The 1,073-nt window shown below is 65.1% G+C and carries 1 protein-coding gene; it reads left to right on the forward strand.

All coding sequences use genetic code 11. The annotated features are described in order from the left end of the window. A partial coding sequence (locus OO306_RS28010; protein WP_265970380.1) for an aromatic ring-hydroxylating dioxygenase subunit alpha occupies positions 1-1,073 on the forward strand: 1,073 nt, incomplete at both ends.

A 1,073-nucleotide genomic window follows, 5' to 3' on the forward strand; every position in this document is an offset into this window, starting at 1 on the left:
TGGATCTGGGTCGCCCACGAGAGCGAAGTCCCCGAGCCCGGCAGCTACAAGACCACCTTCATCGGCAAACAGCCGGTGATCGTCGTGCGTGACCGCAAAAAGGCCATCAACGTGCTGCTCAACCGCTGCCGCCACCGCGGCGCCACGGTCTGCGAGCACAAGAAGGGCAAGACCAACAGCTTCGTTTGCCCCTACCACGGCTGGGGCTACGCCCTCGATGGCTCGCTGCGCGGCATCCCCCACCCGGAAAGCTACGGCGACTGCCTGGACAAGGCCGAGCTGCCACTGGTCAGCCTGCGCGTCGAGAGCTACGCCGGCATGGTCTTCGCCACCTTCAAGGACGACATCGAACCGCTCGAAGACTTCCTCGGCGCAGCGAAGAAGTGGATGGACCTGTTCATGAAGCAAGGCGCCGGCTACGGCATCAAGGTCCCCGGCGAGCACCGCTTCCGCTTCCCCGGCAACTGGAAGATCCAGCTGGAAAACACCACCGACGCCTATCACTTCCCGTTGGTGCACAAAAGCTTCCTGTCCTCGGTCGACGAGCAGACCCTGGAGCTGTTCGACTTCGTCAAAGGCCCAGGCTACGTCGAAGACCTCGGCAACGGCCACAGCGTGATGGTGATGATCCCCGAGCTGGTGGACCTGGAAGCCGACCTCGACAAGCCGATTCCTGAGCGCTTCGAGTCCCTCGCCGCCGAGCTGCGTGACGAAGGCATCGACGAGCAGCAGGTGCGCCGCATCGTCCGCGCCGTCGGTGGCTCGGGCTTCAACCTCAACCTGTTCCCCAACGTCGCCTGCTCGATGGCGTTTTTCCGCGTGCTGCAGCCGATCTCGGTGACCGAGACCGAAATCCACCACTCGGTGATCACCATGGACGGCGGCCCAGCCGCGGCCAACCGCTACCGCCTGCGCCTGCACGAGCACTTCCAGGGCCCGATGGGCTTTGGCACCCCGGACGATTCCGAAGCCTGGGAGCGCGTGCAGAAAGGCGCCCGTGCCGGTGAAGACCTGTGGATCATGCTCAACCGCGGCCTGCCGGGCGAGAAGCCCAGCGCCGACGGGCTGGTGTC

Source organism: Pseudomonas sp. DCB_AW (assembly GCF_026240895.1).
GTDB classification, from domain to species: Bacteria; Pseudomonadota; Gammaproteobacteria; order Pseudomonadales; family Pseudomonadaceae; genus Aquipseudomonas; species Aquipseudomonas kermanshahensis.